At 70.6% G+C, this 21,071-nt stretch carries 18 protein-coding genes; 10 read left to right on the top strand and 8 right to left on the bottom strand.

The genetic code is table 11. The features are described from left to right. Positions 1 to 29: 29 nt before the first annotated feature. Positions 30 to 659: a TetR/AcrR family transcriptional regulator gene (locus ACIA5G_RS27155; RefSeq protein ID WP_395927947.1), complete on the top strand. Its 630-nt coding sequence runs from the start codon at positions 30 to 32 to the stop codon at positions 657 to 659. 3 nt (positions 660 to 662) lie between these two features. Here ACIA5G_RS27155 and ACIA5G_RS27150 read toward each other — a convergent pair whose 3' ends face one another. Continuing rightward, positions 663 to 1,514 carry a VOC family protein gene (locus ACIA5G_RS27150; protein WP_395927945.1) on the bottom strand — a complete coding sequence of 284 codons (852 nt, stop codon included), beginning with the start codon at positions 1,512 to 1,514 and terminating at the stop codon, positions 663 to 665. Next, positions 1,511 to 2,686 carry an FAD-dependent oxidoreductase gene (locus ACIA5G_RS27145; protein ID WP_395927943.1) on the bottom strand — a complete coding sequence of 392 codons (1,176 nt, stop codon included), beginning with the start codon at positions 2,684 to 2,686 and terminating at the stop codon, positions 1,511 to 1,513. The genes ACIA5G_RS27150 and ACIA5G_RS27145 overlap by 4 nt, the downstream gene beginning before the upstream one ends. Positions 2,687 to 2,804: 118 nt before the next feature. On the opposite strand from ACIA5G_RS27145, the gene ACIA5G_RS27140 reads away from it, so the two are divergent. Both ACIA5G_RS27140 and ACIA5G_RS27135 read left to right on the top strand, forming a co-directional pair. Next, the gene (locus ACIA5G_RS27140) at positions 2,805 to 3,491 is read left to right on the top strand and encodes a TetR/AcrR family transcriptional regulator C-terminal domain-containing protein (protein ID WP_395927941.1); all 687 of its coding nucleotides are present in this window, start codon (positions 2,805 to 2,807) and stop codon (positions 3,489 to 3,491) included. A 102-nt stretch (positions 3,492 to 3,593) separates the two neighbouring features. Continuing rightward, a complete protein-coding gene (locus tag ACIA5G_RS27135; protein ID WP_395927939.1) occupies positions 3,594 to 6,791 on the top strand; it encodes a family 78 glycoside hydrolase catalytic domain in 3,198 nt (1,065 codons plus the stop codon). A gap of 138 nt (positions 6,792 to 6,929) precedes the next feature. On the opposite strand, the gene ACIA5G_RS27130 is transcribed toward ACIA5G_RS27135, so the two are convergent. Both ACIA5G_RS27130 and ACIA5G_RS27125 read right to left on the bottom strand, forming a co-directional pair. Continuing rightward, entirely contained in the window at positions 6,930 to 10,832 is a 3,903-nt protein-coding gene (locus ACIA5G_RS27130) for a family 78 glycoside hydrolase catalytic domain (RefSeq protein ID WP_395927937.1), read from the bottom strand. Positions 10,833 to 10,977: 145 nt separating this feature from the next. Further along, positions 10,978 to 11,328: a TraR/DksA family transcriptional regulator gene (locus ACIA5G_RS27125; protein ID WP_395927935.1), complete on the bottom strand. Its 351-nt coding sequence runs from the start codon at positions 11,326 to 11,328 to the stop codon at positions 10,978 to 10,980. A gap of 102 nt (positions 11,329 to 11,430) precedes the next feature. Here ACIA5G_RS27125 and ACIA5G_RS27120 point away from each other — a divergent pair, with 102 nt between their 5' ends. Then, positions 11,431 to 12,975, top strand: coding sequence for a family 43 glycosylhydrolase (locus ACIA5G_RS27120; protein WP_395927933.1), 1,545 nt, complete (start codon positions 11,431 to 11,433; stop codon positions 12,973 to 12,975). Between the two features lie 2 nt (positions 12,976 to 12,977). On the opposite strand, the gene ACIA5G_RS27115 is transcribed toward ACIA5G_RS27120, so the two are convergent. Continuing rightward, positions 12,978 to 13,544, bottom strand: coding sequence for a hypothetical protein (locus ACIA5G_RS27115; protein WP_395927931.1), 567 nt, complete (start codon positions 13,542 to 13,544; stop codon positions 12,978 to 12,980). A gap of 158 nt (positions 13,545 to 13,702) precedes the next feature. Here ACIA5G_RS27115 and ACIA5G_RS27110 point away from each other — a divergent pair, with 158 nt between their 5' ends. Continuing rightward, positions 13,703 to 14,242 carry a DM13 domain-containing protein gene (locus ACIA5G_RS27110; RefSeq protein ID WP_395927929.1) on the top strand — a complete coding sequence of 180 codons (540 nt, stop codon included), beginning with the start codon at positions 13,703 to 13,705 and terminating at the stop codon, positions 14,240 to 14,242. A gap of 9 nt (positions 14,243 to 14,251) precedes the next feature. Here the strand turns inward: ACIA5G_RS27110 and ACIA5G_RS27105 are convergent, their stop codons facing one another. Both ACIA5G_RS27105 and ACIA5G_RS27100 read right to left on the bottom strand, forming a co-directional pair. Beyond that, positions 14,252 to 14,995 (bottom strand): short-chain dehydrogenase/reductase, encoded by a 744-nt coding sequence (locus ACIA5G_RS27105; protein WP_395927927.1) that lies wholly within the window; start codon positions 14,993 to 14,995, stop codon positions 14,252 to 14,254. A 9-nt stretch (positions 14,996 to 15,004) separates the two neighbouring features. Then, positions 15,005 to 16,375, bottom strand: a complete 1,371-nt coding sequence (locus tag ACIA5G_RS27100) for an MFS transporter (RefSeq protein WP_395927925.1) — start codon at positions 16,373 to 16,375, stop codon at positions 15,005 to 15,007. Between the two features lie 92 nt (positions 16,376 to 16,467). On the opposite strand from ACIA5G_RS27100, the gene ACIA5G_RS27095 reads away from it, so the two are divergent. From ACIA5G_RS27095 to ACIA5G_RS27080, 4 genes are all read left to right on the top strand, one after another. Continuing rightward, positions 16,468 to 16,986 (top strand): winged helix-turn-helix transcriptional regulator, encoded by a 519-nt coding sequence (locus ACIA5G_RS27095; protein WP_395927923.1) that lies wholly within the window; start codon positions 16,468 to 16,470, stop codon positions 16,984 to 16,986. A gap of 43 nt (positions 16,987 to 17,029) precedes the next feature. Further along, on the top strand, positions 17,030 to 17,458 hold the full coding sequence (locus ACIA5G_RS27090; RefSeq protein ID WP_395927921.1) for a hypothetical protein: 429 nt from the start codon (positions 17,030 to 17,032) through the stop codon (positions 17,456 to 17,458). 92 nt (positions 17,459 to 17,550) lie between these two features. Next, a complete protein-coding gene (locus ACIA5G_RS27085; RefSeq protein ID WP_395927919.1) occupies positions 17,551 to 18,708 on the top strand; it encodes an epoxide hydrolase family protein in 1,158 nt (385 codons plus the stop codon). A 95-nt stretch (positions 18,709 to 18,803) separates the two neighbouring features. Then, positions 18,804 to 19,310, top strand: a complete 507-nt coding sequence (locus ACIA5G_RS27080) for a hypothetical protein (RefSeq protein ID WP_395927917.1) — start codon at positions 18,804 to 18,806, stop codon at positions 19,308 to 19,310. Here ACIA5G_RS27080 and ACIA5G_RS27075 read toward each other — a convergent pair. Further along, on the bottom strand, positions 19,304 to 20,098 hold the full coding sequence (locus ACIA5G_RS27075) for a GntR family transcriptional regulator (protein ID WP_395927915.1): 795 nt from the start codon (positions 20,096 to 20,098) through the stop codon (positions 19,304 to 19,306). The two genes, ACIA5G_RS27080 and ACIA5G_RS27075, sit on opposite strands and share 7 nt — an antisense overlap. A gap of 85 nt (positions 20,099 to 20,183) precedes the next feature. Here ACIA5G_RS27075 and ACIA5G_RS27070 point away from each other — a divergent pair, with 85 nt between their 5' ends. Next, positions 20,184 to 21,053 carry an aldolase gene (locus ACIA5G_RS27070; RefSeq protein WP_395927913.1) on the top strand — a complete coding sequence of 290 codons (870 nt, stop codon included), beginning with the start codon at positions 20,184 to 20,186 and terminating at the stop codon, positions 21,051 to 21,053. Positions 21,054 to 21,071: the final 18 nt, after the last annotated feature.

Genomic DNA, 21,071 nt, shown 5'->3' with positions numbered 1-21,071 from the left:
TGAATCATACGTACGTATAGTAGGCACACATGGCGCCGCCCGACACCCGCTCCCAGCTCCTCGACGCGGCCGAACGCCTCTTCGCCGAGCACGGTTTCCAGGGCGCCTCGGTCCGCGCGATCACCGAGCTCGCGGGCGCCAACCTGGCCGCCGTCGGGTATCACTTCGGCTCGAAGGCGGAGCTCCTGGCCGCGGTCGTCCGCCGCGTGGTCGAGCCCATCAACGCCGCGCAGACCGCCGCGCTCGACCGGCTGCTCGCCCGGACCCCGGACCCGCCGGTCATCGAACTGGTCGAGGCCTTCGCCGGGCCGTTGTTCGACGAGATGCTCGCCGGCGACGAACGCGGCGCCCGGACGTCCCGGCTGATCATGCGGATCATCGGCGACCCGCCCGAGGAGATGCGCACCTGGACCGGCTCGGCCGAGGACACGGTCCGCGACCGCTACCTGGCGGCCTTCGAGCGCGCCCTGCCCGGGCTTTCCCCGGAAGAGCTGTGGTTCCGGATCCGCGGGATCCTCGCCGTGGCGGCGGTGGACCGCGTCGAGGTCTACAACCGGCGCCTCCCGGCGAACGTGTCCCCGCCGGCGGGTGAGGCGGCCCGGGGCTGGGCGATCACGTTCCTGGCGGCGGCGATGAGCGCGCCACCGACCGGGAGCTGACGACTAGGGACTCACGGAGAAGCGCAGCAGGTTTCCCGACGGGTCCCGGACGTGCAGCACGTCCGCCGAAAGCTCGTGCGGGTAGCTCGCCGCGGTGAGCCGCGCGGAAAGCTCGTGCACGCGATCTTCGTTGGGGAGCACCAGATCGACGCCGACGAGCCGGGCGCTGTCCTCGGGTGCGGGCGCACCGCCGTCCAGGCTGAACCGGTTGGTGAACACCAGCAACGCGCGATGCTCGGCCACTCCGACCGCGAGGAACATGGTGCCCAGCCGGCCTTCGACTCCGAAGCCGAGCAGGTCGCAATAGAAGGGTTCGGTGGCCGCCAGCTCCGGGTCGGTCACCTTGAGCTGGACGTGTCCCAGCTCGGTGCCCGCCGGAAGGCCGTCGAACGGCAGGTCCCAGCCAGGCTCGCCGGAGAAGTCCCGCATTTCCAACGGATCGGCGACGAGCACCGGCCGGCCGTCCTGCCAGCGCCACTCCTCTCGCGGCCGGGCACAGGTGACTTCGACGCAGTGGCCGTCCGGGTCCACGACGTAGATCGAGCGCGCGACAACGTGATCGGTCAGCTGGAACTCGGGGTGCCGGGCCGTGTAGTGCCGGACGAACCGGGCCAGATCCGCCGGGGTCGGCACTTGCGGCGCGAAGTGGCTGAGCCCGGCGCTCGACGACGGCGGCGGCACCGCGCCGGGGCACTGTCGCAACGAGACGAACGCGCGCTCGGGAACTCCCAGCCGGGCACCACTTTTGTCGCGGTCGTGCAGCCGAAGGCCGATGTCCCGCGTGTAGTACGCCACGCTGCGGTCGAGGTCGGCGACGGTCAGTTCGACGGCGCCCAGGGCCACGTTCTCCGTCATTTTGTCCGGCTCCCCACCGCGAACACGCGCTCGAACGGCCGGGTCAGGCGCGAAACGACGCCCATCGTCCGGAAGAACCGGACGATCTTCCGGGGCGGACCGTCGACGAACATCGTGTCGAGGCCCTTTTGTGACGCGGCCGCCGACTTGGCCGCCCGGGGGAACATCGTCTTCTCGTAGACCGCGAGCGCGGTGCCGAGGTCGTCGTGGGCCAGGATCGCGCGGGCGAGATCGGCGCCGTCGATCAGCGCGAGGTTGGCTCCTTCACCGGCGAACGGCGACATCAGGTGCGCGGCGTCGCCGACCACCGTCACCCCGGGGACCCGGTCCCAGGTGAGCCCGATCGGCAGGGCGTAGATCGGGCGCGGCCAGATGGTGTTGTCGCAGTCGCGGATCAAGCCGGTCAGGGACGGGGACCAGTCCTCGAACCGGCTCAGCAGCGCCTGGCGCGCCGCGGGCGGGGATTCCCAGTCGACACCGCCGGCGGAGACCCAGTCTTCGGGGACACGGAAGCCGCAGCCGAGGGCGATGGTGTCGCCGCCGTGCCCGCCGATGTACTTGTTGTCCGAGAGCGCGAAGAGGCTTCCCCGGCCGGTCAGGGCGAGCGCGTCCGGGTGTTCTCTGGCCGCGTCGGACAGCCGGATCTCGACGATGGTGATCCCGGTGTAGGCGGGCTTGGCCGGAGTCAGCAGGGGCCGGATCTTCGACCACGCGCCGTCGGCTCCGACAACCAGGTCGGCGCTGACCTTGCTGCCGTCGGCGAACTCCAGTTCCGCGGGCCGCGCGGCGACAACCTTGTGTCCCCAGGCGATGGTGCCCGGCTCGAGGGAGTTGATGAGCAGCTGCCGCAAGGCTTTCCGGTCGATCTCCGGCCGGCCGCGGCCACCCGGTGGCTCCTTGTGGTCGATGTGGACTCGCGCGTTCTTGTCGAGCACGCGGACGGCTTCACCGCCGTCGTGCGTCCGTGCCCGGAACGCCTCGAGCAGACCGGCCTCTTCGAGGGCGACCTGCCCGGTGTCGGTGTGGATGTCGAGAGAGCCGCCCTGCTGGCGGGCGGCCGCCGTCGCGTCCGCTTCGTAGACGGTGACGGCCCTCCCGTTCCGCTGGAGGATGCGCGCGCAGACCAGGCCGCTCAGGCCTGCTCCCACGATCGCGATGCTCGGTGTCGGCATGGTCGTTTCAGCCTCTCCTCGTCCGGAAGGTCGTTAACGAACGGTATTCGTGAAGAACGCCGTTCGTCAAGGAGCCGCTGATTTGACGAACGGCGTTCGTGACGAATACCGTCGGCCGATGCCGTCTCGCGACCCTTTCCGCGAATCCCACGTGGCGAGCCGCCGCAACCGGCCGGCGAAGGCCCCGCTGAGCCGCGACGCGATCGTCGCGGAGGCGCTGCGCCAGATCTCGCAAGACGGCGGCGGGATGAGCCTGCGCAAGATCGCCACCGCGCTCGACACGGGTCCGGCTTCGCTCTACGCCTACGTCGACGATCTGAGCGAGCTGCAGGCACTGGTCCTCGACCACGCGCTGGATGAGGTCACCGTCGGCGAGGCCGGCGAACCCTGGCGCGACCGTCTCGAACGACTCCTCCACTCCTACGCGGAAGTCCTGTCGAAGAGCCCCACCCTCGCCCAGCTGGCCTTCCAGACGGTCGCCGTCGGACCCAACGCGCTGCGCATCGCCGAAGCCCTCCTCGAGATCCTGGCCGAAGCCGGCGTCCAGCCGACCGCCGCGGCATGGGCGATCGACATGCTGACGATGTCGATGGCGGCGGTCGCCGCGGGACACGCCTACGGCCTGGACCCTGCCGCGCCGGACAGCCCGGTCACGCAGGCGATCAACCGCGTGTCGGCGAGCGAGTACCCCCGCGTGCACGCGGCCCGCGAGGAGATCATGTCCGGCACGGGCGAGGAGCGGTTCGCCTGGTCGATGGACGTCCTCGTCCGCGGCATCCTCTCGTCCGGGCAGCCGCACCCCTGACCGCCGGCCGTTGTCACTCTTGAAGAAGCGCTATATCGTTTCTCCATCGCGATGAATTGAAACGATTCAAGACCACTCCCTGCAACGACGGAGGAAAGTGCGATGAGATCGCGGATGGCGGGAATCTCGGCCGCGCTGGTGGTCGTGCTGGCCATGCCTGTCGTGGGATCGGCTCCGGTGCTGGCCGACCCGGCCGGGGCGAGAGGTCTGCAGGCCGGGACGCTGACGGTCGAGCACCAAGCGGACCCGCTCGGCGTCGACGTCACCAAGCCCCGGCTCGGCTGGGTGCTGAGTTCGGACCGGCCGGGTGCCGGGCAGTCGGCGTACCAGGTGCAGGTGTCGACGGCGCCGGGCCGGGCAGGCGATGTGTGGGACAGCGGCCGGGTGTCGTCGGCCAAGTCGTTCGACGTCGAGTACGCCGGAGCCGGCCTGCGTCCGCGCACCCGGTACTACTGGCGCGTCCGCGTCTGGGACGCCGAGAGGCGCACATCGGCGTGGAGTGAGCCCGCGTGGTTCGAGACCGCATTCCTGAGCGGCAACGACTTGCAGGGCGACTGGATCGGGGCGCACGCGACGCCGGCCGCCACCTCGCTGCAAGGCGCAAGCTGGATCTGGTACCCCCAGGGCAATCCGGCGGACTCCGCGCCGGTCGGCACCCGGTACTTCCGGCGGACGATCGACCTCCCCGCCGACGCGCAGGTGACGGCAGCCCACTTCCAGCTCACCGCCGACGACAACTTCGTCCTCCACGTCAACGGAAAGCAGGTCGCCGGCTCGCCCCAGGTGACCGACTCGTGGCGGACCGCCGTCGACGTCGACCTCACGGCCGAGCTGCACCCCGGACGGAACGTCCTCGCGATCCAGGCCGCCAACGCCCAGCCCGGGCCGTCGGGGCTCGTCGGCAAGCTGCACGTCGAGACGTCGAACACGAACCCGGTCGACGTCGTCACCGACGCCGCCTGGAAGTCGTCCGACACGGACACGTCGGGGTGGCAGCAGTCGGACTTCGACGACTCGGCGTGGCCGGCGGCGCTGGTGGCCGCCGCGTACGGATCGGGCCCTTGGGGAAACTCGGTCACGACGGCGCCGTCGCCGGAACCGCTGCTGCGCAAGGACTTCGCGGCGAAGAAGCCGATCAAGTCCGCGCGGGCCTACATCGCCGGTCTCGGCTACTACAAGCTCTACCTCAACGGCCGGCGGGTCGGCGACCACGAGCTCGACCCGGGATTCACGGTCTACGACAAGACGGACCTCTACACGACGTACGACGTGACCCAGGCCCTGCGGTCCGGCGACAACACGATCGGCGTGAGCCTGGGGCGCGGCTACTACGCGATGACGAACCCCGACGAGTGGAACAGCTCGCCCTGGCACAGTGAGCCGAAGCTGAAGCTCGAGCTCGACATCACCTACGCGGACGGCACGAGCGGGCGCGTCGTCAGCGACGGGAGCTGGACGCTCGCCGACGGTCCCACCACGTCCGAATCACTGTGGTTCGGTGAAACCTACGACGCCCGGCTCGAGCAGCCGGGCTGGAACACCACCGGGTTCGACGACTCCGGCTGGCGCCCGGCACGCGTCGTCCCGGCGCCCGCGGGAGCGCTCCGGGCGCAGTCGTTCCCGCCGATCAAGGTGACCGGGACGCTCCCGGCCGGGAAGGCGACCACCCCTGCCCCCGGAACGACGGTCCGCGACTACGGCACGCCGACCGCGGGCTGGGCCGGGGTCGCCGTGCGCGGACCGGCCGGCGCCGCCGTGACGATCACCTACGGCGAGAAGCTGAAGGCCGACGGCACCGTCGACAACATCGGCGGTTTCGGGATGCAGCTGCAGAAGTACACCTACGTCCTCAAGGGCGGCGGGCTGGAGACGTTCACACCGAGCTACTCCTACGCCGGGTTCCGGTACGTCCAGGTCACCGCACCCGAAGGAGTCACCGTCGAGTCGGTGACCGGGCAGCGTGTCCACACGGCGGTCACCAAGACCGGGGACTTCACCAGCTCGAGCGACCTGCTCAACCGCTACCACGACGCACAGGCGAACACGATCCTCAACAACCTGCACTCGGTGCCGACCGACACCCCGATGTACGAGAAGCGGCCCTACACCGCGGACGCCTTCCTGGCCGCCGACTCCGCCATCGCGAGCTTCGATATGCGGAACTTCTACGAGAACTGGATGCGCGCCCACCGGGACGACCAGACCCCGGCCGGGAACATCGGCCAGACCGTGCCGGGAACCGTCGGCGCCAAGGAGGTGATCGACCCGGTCTGGTCCGCGAGCTTCGTGCTCGTCAACTGGGACCTCTACTGGTACTACGGTGACGTCCAGCCGCTCGCGGACAACTACGCGGCGATGAAGGCGTGGCTCGGGTTCTTCGAGAAGAACATCGCGCAGACCGGCTACATCTACACGGGCGGCAGCTATGCCGACTGGCTCGCGCCCGGTTATGCCCAGCCGCCCGAGGGCGCGCGGCTCGCGGGCACCGCCTACATCCACAAGACCACCACAACGATGGCGGCGATCGCCCGCGCCCTCGGACACAACGACGACGCGGCGCGCTTCGACAGCCTCGCGGGCACGATCGCCGGCGCCTTCAACACCACCTTCTTCGACAAGGCGAAGGGGGCGTACTACGACGATCCCGCGGCGGGGTACCGCCAGACCAGCAACCTGCTGCCGTTGAGCCTCGGCATCGTGCCGGAAGCGGCCCGCGCCGGCGTCGTCGCGAACCTCGTCGGCGACATCAAGGGGCGGGGCGTCCACCTGAACACCGGTGCGCTGGGCACGAAGCTCATCCTGCCGGTGCTGACGGACACGGGGAATTCTGAGCTCGCGTACAGCGTCGCGACCAACCCGTCGTATCCCGGCTGGGGTTACTGGTTCCAGACCCTGGGCGCCACGACGATGTGGGAGGAGTGGCCCGCCGGGTCACGGTCTCATCAGCACGCGTTCATGGGCACCGTCGACGACTGGCTGTATCAGGACGTCGCCGGTATCGAGCCTGCGGCGCCGGGCTATACGAAGGTCAGGATCCAGCCCTCCCCCGTCGGTGATCTGCGGAATGCCTCCGCCGAGGTCGAGTCTCCGCTCGGCCAGGTGCGCTCGGCTTGGACCCGGGACCGGAACCGCTTCACGTTGCGGGTAAGCGTGCCGGTCGGTGCGACGGGTGAGATCTTCGTGCCGGTCCGCCAGGGTGACAAGGTCGCCGCTCCGGCCGGTGCGAGGTGGGAAGACACGCGGAACGGCTATGCGAGGTACCAGGTCGGCTCCGGAACCTACGAGTTCCGGGCCGGTTAGTGTCGCGCGCCTGAGGTTCGTTCACGGCGGACCCGAGCGCCCCAAGGCGGCCTTGGGTGCGTCTCACGCACCGAAGGCCGCCTTGGGTGCGTCAGACGCACCGAAGGCCACATTGGGGCGCTCGGGTCCATACCCGTGTCACGGCGTGACCTCCGCGATCCGCGAAAAGCTGTTCTGCGCAGCCGCGACAACGATCCGCACCTGGGTGGTGGTCACCGGCGCCGGGAACGGGATCCACCGGTACACCGCCGCATTGCCGGTCACGTGGACCTGGTCGGCCCACTGCGCGCCGTCCCAGGTCTGGACGGTGAAGTCGGTCGGCACACCGTCCGGATGGGACGCGAAGCCGACGCCGGTCAGCGCCGTCGCCGCGGGAGCCGTGACGGTCAGGGTGTCCGGGTACTGGCTGTCGGTGTCGTCGTTCCAGAACGTCGCCAGGTCGTGGTCGATCGCGTTCGACGCCAGATACGTGCGGGTCGCGCCGTTGACGACGTTCGGTGCGTGCTCGCTCGACGCCGAAGCCGTCGTCCCGCTCGCCCAGCTGCCGAACACGGGCACGTTCACGGTCGTCTTCGCCTCCCCGCCGCGAGGCGCCTTCACGGTCAGCGTCACCGGGTACAGGCCGCTCTTCACCCCCGCAGGCACGGTGATCCGCACACTTCCCGGCGTCTCGGACGTGGCCGGACTCAACGGGATCTGGGTCGCCGTCGCCGTCCACCCCGAAGGAACCTGCGCGCCGAGCGTCGCCTGCGTGTCCACTGTGGACCGGCCTTCGACGACCACCGGGATGTCACCACTGCCGCCCGCGGTGATCGCGGCGGGTGTGCCCGTGGTGAGCGAGAGCCGGGTGAACGGCGTGCGCGGCGGCGTCACGGTGAACGTGTAGTCGCCCGAACCGGCGGTCAGGGTGAGCGTTTCGTCGTCGGCCCGGCCGACCGTCAGCCCGGGGTCGGACTGGGCCGCGTGGCCGTCCACGAAGATCGTCCGGCCGTTCTCGCGCACCGACGACTGCTTGCCCCCCAGCAGCGGCAGTCGGATCGTCGCCTTCGCCCCGACCGGAACCGTCGCGTGGTAGGTGAGCGTGCTGCCGTCGCGCCGCCACGAACTCACCACGGTCCCCCGCACGGTCTGCTGCTGCGCCGTCACGTGCGTGAGGTTCCCGGCGACGGCGGGCGCGAGCGTGAACTCACGCCATCCGGGCGTGCCGGGCTGGATCCCGGCGAGCTGCTGCTGGAACCACTGCCCGATCGCGCCGCCGAGGCCGATGTGGTCCTTCGACGACGTGCCGTCCGGCGCCGAGGAGTTGTCCCACTTCTCCCAGATCGTCCCCGGTCCCTGGTTCACCATGTAGCCGAAGCTCGGGTAGTCGGTGCGCTGCGCGATCGCGAGGGCGACGTCGTTGCGCTGGTACTTGCCGAGCGCCTGGAACACCAGGGTGGTGCCGACGAACCCGGTCGTGACGTGGTTCTGGTGCGCCGCAATGTCGGCGACCAGCCGGTCCACTGTGGACTGTTCACGCCCGGCCGGGACGAGCCCGAACACGAGCGGCAGGGCGTAGGCCAGCTGCGTCCCGGTGCCGAAAACGCCGGTCTCGGCAGAGTAGAAGCGCTTGAGGAAGCCGGTGGCAATCTGCCCGGCGAGGGCGTGGTACTTCGTGGCGTCGGCCTGCTTTCCCAGGACTCCGGCCATCTTCGCGAGCAGTGTCGCGTCGAAGTAGGAGAAGCCGGTCTGGAAGTAGTCGTGCGGGGTGCTGACCGTCGAGAGCCAGTCGTCACCCCAGGACGTCGGCGGGTTGACAACGACGTGGTCGGCGTCGCTGATGGTGCCGAGGTAGTCGACCCACGCCTTGACGTCGTCGTAGTGCGTGGCGAGCAGCTGCGTGTTCCCGTACTGCGTATAGGAGTCCCAGATGATCTGCGGGTACGCGGTGCCCCACGCGGGGTCGGTGAGCCAGTCGGTGCGGCCGTTGACCGGCGCGACCGACGGCAGGCTGCCGTCGGCGTTCCGGCTGGTCACCATGTCGCCGAGCCACTTCGTGTAGAACGCCTGCATGTCGAAGTTGGCCATCGCCTCCTGGTCGGAGTCGGCGGCGTCGCCGAGCCAGCCGTGCCGTTCCCGGGTCGGGCAGTCCATCTGGATCGACTCGAGGTTGTTCAGCTGCGTCTGCGTGACGGCGGCCTGGATCCGGTCGAGCCCCGGGTCCGAGGTGTCGAACCCGCCCGTCGAGGCGACATCGGTGTGGATCTCCTGCGCGGTCACGGTGACGACGGCGTCGTCGGGCACGCCGGTCAGCTCGGCGTAGCGGAAGCCGGCGTAGTTGAAGTGCGGCAGGTAGGTCTCCGTCCCGACGCCACTGAAGACGTAGTGGTCGGTCTGCCGCGGCGGTTCGGAGCCGTTGAAGCTGATGTTCGCGGTCGTCACCCGACCGTTCGCGTCGAGGATCTCGCCCTTCTTCAGCGACGCCGTCGTCCCGGCGGGCTGGGCGGCCCGCAACGTCGCCTGGCCGGTGCGGTTCTGGCCGAAGTCGTAGACACGCACCCCCGGCGCGGGCCGGGTTTCCTTCACCGGCTTGAAGTTCGCGACGATCCTGGAGGGCGGGGTGGTGTCGGGCTGCAGCTGCGTGACACCGCTGTCGACCACCGCCGGATTCGGCCCGTGGACGCCGATCTCGGCCAGCCGGAAGGTGCAGCTGGTACCCACGCAGGCGAGCTTCGTCGCGGTCACCCGCACGTACCGGCCGATGACGTTCGCGGGCAGGGTGACGGCCGCGGTGCCCGGGTTGGCCTGGTCGGCGTCCGTGCGGTCGGCGACGGTCGTCGCGGTGGTGAACGCCGGGTCGTCACTGACCTCGACCCGGTAGCGCACCGGGAAGCCGGCGCCGGTGAAGTCCCCTGCGGGGTCGTTGGTCGGCCGCGCCGGGAACAGCGCCAGCGAGCCGATCTTCTGCGCCGAGCCGAGGTCGACCTGCGCCCACTTCGGGCGGTCGGCACTCGACTCGATGGCCGAGTGGTAGCCCTCGGACGCGTCGATCGAGCCGTCGATGCCGTCGGTCGCGGCCGCCGGGGACCAGCCGCAGCAGGTGGTCGTGTCCGATGCCGTCACCGGTTTGCCCTGCGCCAGGCTCTGGCGATGGGACGCCGGGGCCACGGCGTGTGCGGCGGGCCAGGCGCCGGCGTCGAACCCGGCGGTGTCCCAGCCCGCGATCTCCTTGCGGGCGTCGTAGGTTTCGCCGTAGTAGAAGTCGTCGACGGTCACCGGGCCCGCGTGGGCCTTCCAGTCCGGGCCGGTGCCGAAGCGCGCGGTCGAGCCGTCGGTGTAGGTGACGTTCAGCTGGGCGACGAGCGCCGGGCGGCCGGTGTACTGGCCCTTCCCGGCCATGAACGCGAGCGCGTTGCGGCCGGGCTTGACCAGGCTCGTGACGTCGAGGTCGCGGTAGAGCACGCGGGCGGCGTAGTCGGTCACCGCGGAGTCGAGCACCCGGTCGGGCTGGACGCGGGCGCCGTTGAGGTGCGGCTCGGCAACACCCTGCGCGCCGAGGTACAGCCGGGCGCGGGCGACCGGCTTGGTGACGTCGAAGCTGCCCCGGACCAGCGCGCCGTCGTCGACCTGCAGCCACCAGGCGGACCAGTCGGCGGGCCGGAGCAGGCCGGTGTCGAACTTCGCGGGCGCCGACCACGGTGACGGCCGGCCCTGGCTGTTCCAGGTCCGCACCGACCACTGGTAGGTGCGGTCGCTGTCCAGCGCCGGCCCGGTGTAGGCGACGTCGACCGAGTTCCCCGACGGCACGCGCCCGGAGTCCCAGTGGGACCGCGGCCCGTCGACACGGATTTCGTACGCCGTCTGGGTTTCCGCGCGTCCGGAGTCGTTCACCGTCCACGCGAACGTCGGTTGTGGACCGGCGGCCAGGACGTTCGACACCTGGCCGTCGGCCCGCAGCGACGTCGGCGGCAGCGGGCCGCCGTGCGCGGGCTCCGCCGTCGCGGTCGAGGGTGTGAACGCCGCGGCGAGCGCGAGCGCGACAACAACGGTTCGCCTCTTCATCGAGGTTCCCGACCGGCGCATGAACGTCTCCTGACGCCATAAAACGTTTCAATCAGCCGAAAGACTTCTTACAACCTCCGTCGCGGGGAAACAAGGAACGGCGTTGATCCTGTCCGGAAGAAGCCGAAGAAGACACTCGATCAGCTCAGCGCACCTTGTTCGCGCAGGTGATGCAGATCCGCGTCGCCGGGAGGGCGGCAAGCCGGCCTTCCGCGATCGGTCCCCCGCAGCGTTCGCAGGTTTCGTAGACGCCGGCGCGCACCCGCTCGGTGGCGCGGTCGAGGTCCGCGAGGTCGTCCTGCGCCTGCCGCAGCAGGGCTTGGACCTGCGCCCGTTCGAACGCGATCGTGGCGCCTTCCGGATCGTGCTCGTCGTCGTTGCTGGTGAACTCCGACGCCGCCACGATCCCGTCCCGCTGCCGGGCGAGCGCGCCGGCCAGCCGCGCGGTCTCGGCACGGGCCCGGGCGATCAGCTCCGTCGCGGCACGCTCGTCCATGCGCGAAGTCTGCCACGAACCTTGACGACCGTGACCCCCGTCACGTAGGTTCCGTCGTTGAATCGTTTCATGCACTGAAGATGAGCGAGGCAGGAGACCACCATGAGGATTCTTCGCCCGCTCCTCCTCGCATTCGTCACGATGCTGGCCCTGGCGCTCCCCGCGAGCGCGGCCCCGTTCACCACAACCGTGACCAACTTCGACACGCAGGGCCACCAGGTCGTCCGGTTCGACACGAACGGCGATTCGGTGGACGCCCACGACGGCGAGATCGCCTTCTTCACCGGGACGTACTACCTCTACGGCACCAGCTACGACTGCGGATTCGCCTGGCAGGCCACCAGTTCACCGTTCTGCGGGTTCAAGGTCTACACCTCCCCCGACCTGGTCCATTGGACCGACCGGGGCCGGCTCTTCGAACCCACCGGCGTCTGGCAGACGCGCTGCAACGGGGCCACCTACGGTTGCTTCCGGCCGCATGTCGGCTACAACGCGCGGACCCGTCGGTACGTGCTCTGGGTGAACGTCTACGACAACCAGGTCGGCTTCCGGGTGCTCACCAGTGCGTCGCCGGCCGGGCCGTTCACCGAAGCACCGGTGCCGACGCTCGCGGTGAACAACAACGCCCCGGCGGGCGGGGTGAACAACGGTGACCACGACGTCTTCGTCGACACCGACGGCACCGCGTACCTCGCGTACACCGACTGGCGCAGCAACGGCGACCTCGTCGTGGAGCGGCTTTCCGGCGACTACCGCACCGGGACGGGCCAGTACACCCGGCTCGGTCAGCAGCAGACCGAAGCACCGGCGCTGTTCAAGCGTGGCAACGTTTATTATCTGACCTACTCCGACCCGAACTGCGGTTACTGCGCGGGCACCGGGACGTCGTACCGGACGGCCGCGAACCCGCTGGGCCCGTGGTCGGCGCCGGTGAAGATCAGCCCGGACTCGTGCGGCGGGCAACCGGCGTTCGTCTCGGCGATCCCGACGACGTCGGGCACGACGTACCTCTACGCCAGCGACCTCTGGAACAACGCGCAGCGCAACGAAGCCCTGGCGAACTACTTCTGGGCCCCGCTGACCTTCACCACCACCGGGGCGATCGAGCCGATCAGCTGTCGGAGCTCGTTCTCCCTCACCCTGTCGACCGGCGCCGCCGGGCACCAGATCCCGCCGCGGGACGTCGACCAGGCGGACGGTGTGAGCGGATTCCGTTCCTATTGCGACGTCGGCTCCGGCGTGGCCCGGTTCCAGACCTTCGTGCCCGGCCGGACCGGCCGGCTGTCCGCCGTCTCGTACACGAGCTTCCAGGCCGGCAACCCCGGCGCGGGCCTCGAAATCAGCGTCTACCGGGCGAACGAGGAGTTCCAGCCGACCGGTGACGCGCTGAGTTCGACGGTGGTGCCGGCCGCACAGATCGGCTGGTCACCGCGCAACGTCACGGTGGCGCCGGACATCTCCGTCGTGGCCGGGCAACGGTACGGCCTGCTGGTCCGCTCGGCGACCACCACGGGCTGCTACGGCTTGGCGTACAACGACTCCAGCCCCTACCCCGGCGGCGGCGAGGCGTACAGCAACGACAACGCCTCGACCTTCCGCGCCGAAGCCGGCCGCTCGCTCAAGTTCTCGACGAGCGTCAGCCGGTAGCCCTACTCGGTGTCCACTGCCGCCAGCAGAGCCATCCCCACGGCGACACCCAGCATCGTGAACACCCCGCGCGGCCAGAAGATGTGACTGTCCAGGAAGGACACTGCGGAAACGATCAGCACCACGGCTCCCGGCGCCGCCCGCAGACGCGCCCGCAGCACGACGTCGACGGCCAGGATCACGGCCGCCACGAGGAAACACCCGGCGCCGAGGTAACCCAGCAGGTCACCGATCTCGAACACGGCACCGACAACCGGAGTCACGCCACCCTGGGCCGTGACGACCGTGCCCGCCGCGATGCCGGCAACCGCGTCGAGACCGCCGTAGAACGCCGCGAAGCCGAACGCCGCCAGCCGGCCCGGCCAGCGCAACCACGGCGGTGCCGGGGACAGCTGGAACCACACGGCCGCGGCGAGCAGCGGGAAGACCGGCAGGAGGAAGACGTGCAGGTGGGTCCACCAGCCGGCGGTCGTCACGTCGAGCTGCCCCGGATGCGCCGATCCGAATCCTGCCAGCAGAACGCCGGGAGCGGCGGCGAAGAGGACCTGCGGCCATCGGCTGTGCGGCATCGGGCCAACGTAGCCGCGTCACCACGGCGCCGGAATCGATGCCGTGCTTATGGATTCCTTACGCACTCGCGTCCGTAAGGGATCGGTAACCGCCAATCCGGACCGGCTGGGCGATTTGTCCCGTTGAATGAGGCAGCAACGAGGACGAGGAGAACAAGATGAACCGCAGGCTGTGGCTATGGCTTTCGGGTGCCCTGGGCGTGGTCCTGGCCGTCGGCCTGTATTGGTTCCAGCCGTGGCAGCTCTGGACGAACGAAACGGTCCAGGAAGCCGTGCCGGCAACGTCACCACCCTCGACAGCACAACCCTCGGCACCGCAGCCCGCACCGGCCGCCGAACCACGGGAACTGGCGGCCGGGACGCTGATCAGCCACGAGCACCGCACGAGCGGGACCGTCCGGATCCTACGGACGGCCGACGGCTCGCTCGTGCTGCGCCTGGAGAACCTCGACACGAGCAGCGGCCCCGACGTCCACGTGTGGCTCACCGACGCCCCGGTCAAGCCGGGCAAGGACGGCTGGGACGTGTTCGACGACGGCCGGCACCACGACGCCGGCAAGCTCAAGGGCAACAAGGGAAACCAGAACTACGCGCTCCCCGCAGACCTCGACCTGGCCGCGTACACCAGCGTGAGCATCTGGTGCGACCGGTTCAACGTGTCCTTCGGCGCGGCGGACCTGGCGAGCTCCCCGTCCTGAGCCGGCGACCTACTGCGCCGCGGTCAACCCGCCGTCGATCGTCACGATCGTTCCACTGATGTAGGCCGCGCGACTCGAGGCCAGGAACGTCACCAGGTCCGCGACCTCCCCGGGTTCGGCCGTCCGGCCCGACGGCAGCGCGGCGAAGCTCGCGTCCACATCGGAATTGGCCGCACGCATGGCCGTGATGCGTTCGGTGGCGACCGGACCCGGGTTGACGCCCACCACGCGGACGCCGTGCCGCGGGCCTTCGCCGCCGAGCGCGCGGGTGAAGGCCATCAGCGCGGCATTGCCCGCGCCGCCCGCGATGTAGCTCGCCGTGGGACGCTCGCCGCCGGTGCCGATGACGTTGACGATCACACCGTGGCCGCGTTCGCAGAAGCGCGGGTAGAACTCCCGGGTGAGGTCGACGTAGCCGTACACCTTGAGGTCCCACGCGTGCCGCCAGCGGTCGCGGCTCACCTGGTCGAGCGTGCCGGCCGGGATGTCACCCGCGTTGTTCACGAGGATGTCCACTTCGGCCGTCGCGAGCTGCTCGAGGGCGGCCGGCTCGCGCAGGTCCGCGACGTGCACCGTCACCTCGACGCCGTGGGTCTCGCGCAGCTTCCGCGCCAGGCTCTCCAGTGCGTCTTCACTGCGCGCCGCCAGGTGCAGGTCACAGCCCTCGGCGGCGAGTGCCTCCGCGATCGCCGCGCCGATGCCCTTCGAGGCGCCGGTCACCAGTGCGCGCCTGCCACGGAGATTCAAGTCCATGGCCGAACGTTATCCCGCGACGGCGACCGCGGTCCGCCTGCCCGCCACGGTCAGCGCCGCGATCGCGGCCGCACCCACCAGGGACACCGCGGTGCACACGACAACGGCGACGTTCCAGCCCGCAACCAGGTTCGCCGGTGTTGACGGCGGATGAACGGCCACCAGGGTCACCACCGTGACGCCGAGCGCCGCGCCGACGTAGCGGCTCGTGTTGTTGATCCCGCTGCCCATGCCGGCCCGGTGCGGCGGCACACTCGCCACCGCTTCGCGCCCCAGGGAAGCATTGACCACGCCGGTGCCGAGCCCGGCCACCGTCAAGCCGGCGAACAACCCGCCCAGACCCGAATCCGGCGTGAGGAACGCCAGCGGCACCAGCCCGGCGCTGACGACCAGCAGCCCGGCGCTCATCCGCGCACCGCCCGACAACGTCGCGGGCAGCCGGCGGGTCAGCAGCGCCGAGACCACGCTGGTCGCCGACCAGACCAAGACCGTCAGCGCCGCCACCAGCGGGCTCAGCGCCAGGCCCTTCTCGAGCACCGTGCACACGAACACCATCAGCGCCGTGACACCGGCACCCGCCACGAACGCGCCGATCGTCGCGGACAGCAGTGCCGGGCGGCGGAACAGCGTCAGGTCGAGCATCCCGCCCTCGGCCCGGGCCTGGTGCGCGACGAACGCGCCGAGCAGCACCACCTCGGCCACGATCAGCGCCAGCTCGAGCGGGCTTGTCCAGCTCTGCCGCCCTTCGGTGAGCGCGGCCAGCAGCGCCGCGAGCCCGCCCGCCAGCAGCAGCGACCCGGTGACGTCGATCGCCCGCTTCCGCCCGGACACCGACTCTTCGAGCAGCACCCGCCCCAGCACGGCGACGCCGAGGGCCAGCACCGTGGCGACGACGTAGAGCGTGCGCCAGCTGCCGAACCCGGCGCCGGCCAGCGGACCGAGGGCGATCCCGGCGCCGAGGCACGCGCCCCACACGCCGGTCGCCCGGCCGCGCCCGGCGGGGTCCGGGAAGGCCGGCCCGAGCACCGCGAGCCCGCACGCGATCATCGCGGCGGCGCCGAGCCCTTCCACGATCCGGCCGGCGATGAACGTGACCGGCTCGGGGGCGACCGCGCAGATCAGCGACCCGGCGGCCAGCACGGCCGCGCCGGCGACGAAGACGCGTCGCCGGCCGAAGTCGTCGCCGATCGCGCCGACCGGCAGCAGCGCGACCGCCAGCCCGAGGCTCATCGAGCTGAGGATCCACGTCGTCGCGACCGCGCCGGCGCCGAGGCCGCCGGTCACCGCCGGGACGATCGACAGCGGCGCGGTGAAGACGAACAGAGCCAGCAGGGTCCCGCCGCCGGAGGCGACGAGAACGGCTCCGGGACGACGCTCCATGCATGCTCCAGTTGATTCGGTGACCGAACTCTTTTCCGGAGGCTAGCACGTTTGGTTCGGTGAGCGAACTCTTCTGTGGCACACTGGGATGCATGGCACTGCCGCGCGAGTACACCAACCAGGCCTGTTCGATGGTCCGCGCGCTGGAGGTCGTCGGTGAGCGCTGGACCCTGCTGATCGTCCGGGACGCGGTGTTCGGCGTCCGCCGGTTCAGCGACTTCCTCGAGCACCTGGGCATCCCGCGCGCGGTGCTGACCGAACGGCTCGAGTTCCTGGTCGGCGAAGAGGTGCTGACCCGCGTCCCCGGTCCGGGCAAGCGCAGCGAGTACGAGCTGACCCCGAAGGGGCTGGCGCTCTGGCCGGTCGTCCGCAGCCTGGCGGCCTGGGGCGACGAGTACTACGCACCGGCCGGCCGGCGGCGCGTGTTCGTGCACGCGTCCTGCACCGGCGAGGTGACGCCGTCCGGTGTTTGCCTCCGCTGCGGCGAAAACGTGCCGGTTGCCGACACCCTGATCACCCCCGGGCCGGGCTTGGCCCCGCGGACCCCGGACGACGACCAGGTGACCACGGCCCTCGCCGGCCCGCGGCCGCTGCTGCACCCGATTCGCTGACGCCCTGGGCCGCAACCGCCGAGCGTGCCACACTGGCCGGACCATGAGCGACGATCCGGCGCTGCGCAAAGAGGTCCGAGCCATCCTCGCCACGGCCAAGGAGGCCCTCGAGCGCGACCTGAAGAAGCTCCGCCGGAAGGTCCAGCCGGTCGGTTTCGCCCAGGAGGGCGGGATGGTGCGCACGATGCCCGGCGGGTCCTACCTCGTGGTCGAAGACCTGGATCCGGTGGACCACGGGATGGGCGGCACCCTCGGCGACGAGATTCTCACGCCGGGATACCTGTGGAAGTTCCAGAACCGGAAATGGGGCTACTGCGAAATGACGTTGACCGTCAGCGACCGGCGTGAAGCCGAACTGACGTTGACCCGGAACGCGCAGCTGCGCGGGAAGTTCGCCGAAAACTCGAGCAGGCACCCCGCCACCCGGGAAGGGTGGAAGCAGGTGCTCGGCACCCTGAACGCGCGTCACTGAGCGGCTCGCCGGTCGAGCAACGAGGAAGACGCCGCACGCTCCCGCGGTGAGCACCCTTAGTCGGACCCCACATCCGGCGAAAGGTGACCTCGATGCGTCCCTATCGGATCGACATCCCCGATTCCGAACTCGAGGACCTGCGGACGCGGATCGCCTCGACCCGCTGGCCGGCCGCGGTGTCGGTACCCGGCTGGGAACGCGGCGTGCCCGCCGACTACCTCCGCGAACTCGCCACGTACTGGCAAAGCACCTACGACTGGCGCGCCGCCGAAGCGGAACTCAACCAGTACCCGCAGTTCATCACCGCGCTCGACGGCGTCGAGGTGCACTTCCTGCACGTCACCAGCCCCGAACCGGGTGCGAAGCCGCTGCTGCTGACCCACGGCTGGCCCGGCTCGATCGTCGAGTTCCTCGACGTCATCGGCCCGCTGTCGGACCCGGCGGCCCACGGCCTCGACCCGGCGCAGGCGTTCCACCTGGTCATCCCGTCGATCCCGGGGCACGGGTTCTCCGGGCCGGTCACCGAGCCCGGCTGGGACGTCAACCGCGTCGCCGCCGCGTGGGCGACACTGATGCAGCAGCTCGGCTACACCGACTACGTCACCGCCGGCGGCGACTGGGGTTCGCTCATCTCGCTCGCCCTGGCCCACCACGCCCCGGACCAGGTCAAGGCCGCGCACGTGTCGATGCTGCTGACCGTGCCCTCCGGCGACCCGGCCGAGTTCGAGAACCTCACCGAGGCCGACGGCGCCCGGCTGGCGGGCCTGGGCCGGTTCGACGCCGAGCTGTCCGGCTACATGAAGGTCCAGTCCACCCGGCCGCTGACCATCGGCTACGGCCTGACCGACTCCCCGGTGGGGCAGCTGGCCTGGATCGTGGAGAAGTTCCACGACTGGAACAACGGCGTCAAGACCGCCGACGAGCAGGTCGGCCGCGACCGCCTGCTCACCAACGCCAGCCTCTACTGGCTGACCGGGACCGCGACGTCGTCGGCGCAGTTCTACTACGAGTCGGGCGCGCACCTCGGCGCGATCTTCACCCCCGGCGTCGCACCCGACGAGGTCACCGTGCCCATCGGGGTCGCCGTGTTCGGCCAGGACCCCGCGCTGCCGATCCGCGCGTTCGCCGAGCGGGACTACCCCACCATCACCCGCTGGAGCGAATACGAGCAGGGCGGCCACTTCGCTGCCCTGGAGCAGCCGAAGCTCTACGTGGACGACATCCGGAAGTTCGTCGCCTCGCTCGGGTAGCCCGGTCGCTCGTCCCGCGGCGGTTCACTCCCGCGGCGGGACGAGCGATACCTGGGAGGGAGTTCCCGGCCCCGCAGCCCGGGCAGCCTCGGGGCATGGTTCCGCTCTCCGTCCACGACGGCCGGCGCCCGCCGCGCTGGGCCGTCGCCGCCGCACACACCGTTCCGCTGCTCACCTTGCCGTCCGGGCTCTGGCGGCTGGCCCTCGCCGCCGGGGTCGACGTCGGCATCCGGCCCGTTCCCGTGGTCACGGTCGCCGACGCGATCAGCTTCGTCGCGCTCAGCGTCCTCTGCGAAGGCCTCGCCCTGCTGACGCTCGGCCTGGTGCGGCCCTGGGGCGAGCGTGTCCCGCGGTGGCTCCCTCTGCTGGGCGGCCGCCGGGTCACACCGTTCGCCGCCATCGTGCCCGCCGCGCTCGGGTCCGTCGCCCTCGCGCTGATCTGGGCCTACGCCTTCCGCGCCTTCCCCGACATCGAGGGGCTGCGGTTCGCCGAACCGGCCCGGCACGTCCTGGTCGTCGCCTGTTACCTGCCGCTGCTGCTGTGGGCGCCGCTGCTCGCCGCGGTCACCTGGGCCTACTACCTCCGCCGCTGCCGCTACTGAGGGCCGTTGGTCAGCGAAAGGTTGAACGTGTAGCGGGACGCCCGGTAGACGTGCCAGCCGTACTCCACGACGCGGCCGGTGTCGTCGTACGTCGTGCGCTGCACGGTGAGCAGCGCCGCGCCCGGCTCCTCGTCGAGCAGCTCCGCGTCTTCTTCGGTCGCCAGCCGGGCGCCGATGTGCTGCTCGGCCGCGTGCAGGCGCACTCCTGCCGAGCGCAGCAGCTGGTAGAGGCCCTTGTCGCGCAGCTCGTCGTCGGCCGGGTTGATGACGCCGTCGGGCAGGTAGTTGTTCATCAGCGCGAGCGGCTCGCCGTCGGTCGACCGGATCCGCGCCAGCCGCCGCACTCGCGTCAGGTCCGGCGCCTCCAGCAGCTCGGCCACCTCGGCGTCGGCGTCCTCCACGCGGTTGGCCAGCACCACGGACTCCGGTTTGCCGCCCAGCCCGGCGAGGTCGTCGAACAGGCTGCTCAGCCGCAGCGGCCGCGCGACCTTGGTCCGGACGACCTGGGTGCCGACCCCGCGCCGCCGCACGAGCAGGCCCTGGTTGACCAGCGTCTGGATGGCCTGGCGGACGGTCGGCCGGGACAGCCGCAGGTTCGCGGCCAGGTCGATCTCGTTGCCCAGCCGGGCGCCCGCCGGCAGCCTGCCGTCCTCGATCGCGGCGTGCAGCTGCCGGGAGACCTGGAAGTACAGCGGCTCGGGACTGCCGGGATCCAGCTCGATCTCCCGGCCGGGGTCCCAGGCCGGGTGCGTGACGTCCGGACCGGACGACGACGGAGGGGTGCTCACCACCGGAGCCTACCGTCACCCGGCCGGATGACTGCATGTCCATATGTCTTGACAAAGTCTCCGAGCCGCTGGCATCGTCGAACGCGTGACGGACATGGTGCGGCGCATCGTCGCCAAGCGGGTGCACGACCCGGGCACGATCGCCGAGGCGGCCGCGAGCCGCGTGCGAGCCAAGACACCCTTCAACAGCAAGGGCCGCACGATGATCATCGCCGCGGACCACCCGGCCCGTGGCGCCAACGCCGTCGGCGGCGACCCCACGGCGATGGCGAACCGGGGCGAACTCCTGGAGCGGCTGTGCCTCGCCTTGGAGCGGCCCGGGGTCACCGGTGTGCTGGCGACCGCGGACATCCTCGACGACCTGCTGCTGCTCGGCGTGCTCGACGGCAAGACGGTCATCGGGTCGATGAACCGGACCGGGCTGGCCGGGTCGAGCTTCGAGGTCGACGATCGCTTCGCTTGCTACGACGCCGAAGCGATCGACCGGATGCGGTTCGACGGCGGCAAGACCCTCACCCGCATCTGCCTCGACGACCCCGCCACACCGAGCGTCCTGCAGAACACCGCGAGGGCGGTCGACGAACTGGCCGACCGCAAGCTCCTTGCACTGGTCGAGCCGTTCCTGTCGCAGTGGACCGGCGGGCGCCTCAAGAACGACCTCTCCCCCGACGCCGTGATCAAGTCGATCACCATCGCCGCCGGACTGGGCCGCTCGTCGGCCTACACCTGGCTCAAGCTGCCGGTGGTGGACGACATGGAACGGGTGCTCGCCTCCTCGACCCTGCCGGCCGTCCTGCTCGGCGGCGAGGTCACCGACCCGGACGCGGCCTTCGCGGCGTGGCAGCGCGCGCTCACCCAACCGACCGTGCAGGGCCTGGTCGTCGGGCGGTCGTTGCTCTACCCCCACGACGGTGACGTCGCCAAGGCTGTCGACACCGCTGTGGGGCTGTTGTGAACGACCGGATTCAGCGCA

Origin of the sequence: Amycolatopsis sp. NPDC051758, assembly GCF_044453095.1 — a bacterium.
Taxonomy (GTDB): Bacteria; Actinomycetota; Actinomycetes; order Mycobacteriales; family Pseudonocardiaceae; genus Amycolatopsis.
This window is presented reverse-complemented; position numbering and strand designations above follow the sequence as displayed.

Excerpts from the sequence above, each read along its gene's own strand:
- ACIA5G_RS27095 (WP_395927923.1), top strand. The coding sequence starts at position 16,468 with ATGGCACTGCCGCGCGAGTACACCAACCAGGCCTGTTCGATGGTCCGC.
- ACIA5G_RS27125 (WP_395927935.1), bottom strand. The coding sequence starts at position 11,328 with ATGGACGAGCGTGCCGCGACGGAGCTGATCGCCCGGGCCCGTGCCGAG.
- ACIA5G_RS27110 (WP_395927929.1), top strand. The coding sequence starts at position 13,703 with ATGAACCGCAGGCTGTGGCTATGGCTTTCGGGTGCCCTGGGCGTGGTC.
- ACIA5G_RS27105 (WP_395927927.1), bottom strand. The coding sequence starts at position 14,995 with ATGGACTTGAATCTCCGTGGCAGGCGCGCACTGGTGACCGGCGCCTCG.
- ACIA5G_RS27150 (WP_395927945.1), bottom strand. The coding sequence starts at position 1,514 with ATGACGGAGAACGTGGCCCTGGGCGCCGTCGAACTGACCGTCGCCGAC.
- ACIA5G_RS27090 (WP_395927921.1), top strand. The coding sequence starts at position 17,030 with ATGAGCGACGATCCGGCGCTGCGCAAAGAGGTCCGAGCCATCCTCGCC.
- ACIA5G_RS27135 (WP_395927939.1), top strand. The coding sequence starts at position 3,594 with ATGAGATCGCGGATGGCGGGAATCTCGGCCGCGCTGGTGGTCGTGCTG.
- ACIA5G_RS27085 (WP_395927919.1), top strand. The coding sequence starts at position 17,551 with ATGCGTCCCTATCGGATCGACATCCCCGATTCCGAACTCGAGGACCTG.
- ACIA5G_RS27130 (WP_395927937.1), bottom strand. The coding sequence starts at position 10,832 with ATGAAGAGGCGAACCGTTGTTGTCGCGCTCGCGCTCGCCGCGGCGTTC.
- ACIA5G_RS27100 (WP_395927925.1), bottom strand. The coding sequence starts at position 16,375 with ATGGAGCGTCGTCCCGGAGCCGTTCTCGTCGCCTCCGGCGGCGGGACC.
- ACIA5G_RS27115 (WP_395927931.1), bottom strand. The coding sequence starts at position 13,544 with ATGCCGCACAGCCGATGGCCGCAGGTCCTCTTCGCCGCCGCTCCCGGC.
- ACIA5G_RS27145 (WP_395927943.1), bottom strand. The coding sequence starts at position 2,686 with ATGCCGACACCGAGCATCGCGATCGTGGGAGCAGGCCTGAGCGGCCTG.
- ACIA5G_RS27120 (WP_395927933.1), top strand. The coding sequence starts at position 11,431 with ATGAGGATTCTTCGCCCGCTCCTCCTCGCATTCGTCACGATGCTGGCC.
- ACIA5G_RS27080 (WP_395927917.1), top strand. The coding sequence starts at position 18,804 with ATGGTTCCGCTCTCCGTCCACGACGGCCGGCGCCCGCCGCGCTGGGCC.
- ACIA5G_RS27140 (WP_395927941.1), top strand. The coding sequence starts at position 2,805 with ATGCCGTCTCGCGACCCTTTCCGCGAATCCCACGTGGCGAGCCGCCGC.
- ACIA5G_RS27155 (WP_395927947.1), top strand. The coding sequence starts at position 30 with ATGGCGCCGCCCGACACCCGCTCCCAGCTCCTCGACGCGGCCGAACGC.